Genomic DNA, 921 nt, shown 5'->3' with positions numbered 1-921 from the left:
GCCGGCGGGCTTGCCGTGGTCCTTGGGCAGGACCTGCAGCTTGTTCCAGGGGAAGTTGCGCATCACCTGGTAGCTGGGGGTGCCCGCCAGCAGCCCGGTCCACGGGTCGGTGCCGGTGGCCGCCTTCAACCCCGCCCCGGACTCCGCCACGACGCTGACGGCGCCGGCCTTGTCGGTGACGATGAAGCCGTACTTCTGCGCGGCCTTGGCGACCATCTTGGCCACCGGGGTCAGGTTCAGCGCGTCCACGTTCACCCGCGGGTCCAGGCGCAGGCGGCTGCCCTCGGGGATCGCGTTGGCCGCGGTGCTGCTGCCGTCGCTGCGCTGGGCGGGCCAGCTGAAGTTCTTCCAGTTCGCCGGGCTGGGGATGGCCAGGGCGATGGCGTGGTCGATGGCGCCGGCCTGGGCGTCCTTGACGCTGACCGCGCCGGCGGAGGTGGCCAGGCCCGTGGCGCTGGCGCCGAAACCGTTGAGGAAGTAGCCGTAGCTGGTGGAGGCCTTGTCGATGCGACCGCCCCAGCAGGCCTGCCAGGTGCCGTTGACCTTCTTGGCCTTCCAGAACTCCCACAGCTGGTCGCTGGCCGGGGAGTAGATCGTCAGCTGCGCGTCGGTGCCGGCGGCGGTGACCGCGCCGGAGGGGATCGGCACCTGGGTGAACTGCCCGCCCGGGCCGGTCAGGCCCTTGGGCACGTAGCCCTTGCCCTGGCAGTCGTCGAACTTCACGTCGACCTTGGCCTGGGTGGAGGAGACGGTGTAGACGCTGGTGTTGTACTGCCACACGTTGAACGCGGCGATGCCGCCGTAGCGGCTGGTGACGTCCTGGGCCAGGCCGGAGACCATGGCCGCGGAGTTGGCGTGCACCGGGGCGGTGGTGACGTCCTTCTTCCACACGCTGGTGGAACCGAAGAAACCACCGCCGGG

At 70.5% G+C, this 921-nt stretch carries 1 protein-coding gene; it reads right to left on the bottom strand.

Translation table 11 applies throughout. The annotated features are described in order from the left end of the window. On the bottom strand, positions 1-921 hold a 921-nt coding region (locus GTR00_RS21770), incomplete at both ends, for a DUF4124 domain-containing protein (protein WP_166613572.1).

Origin of the sequence: Kineococcus indalonis (assembly GCF_009906395.1) — a bacterium.
Classification (GTDB): domain Bacteria; phylum Actinomycetota; class Actinomycetes; order Actinomycetales; family Kineococcaceae; genus Kineococcus; species Kineococcus indalonis.
The sequence above is the reverse complement of the archived record's forward strand: the minus strand, read 5'-3'. Positions and strand labels throughout refer to the sequence as shown.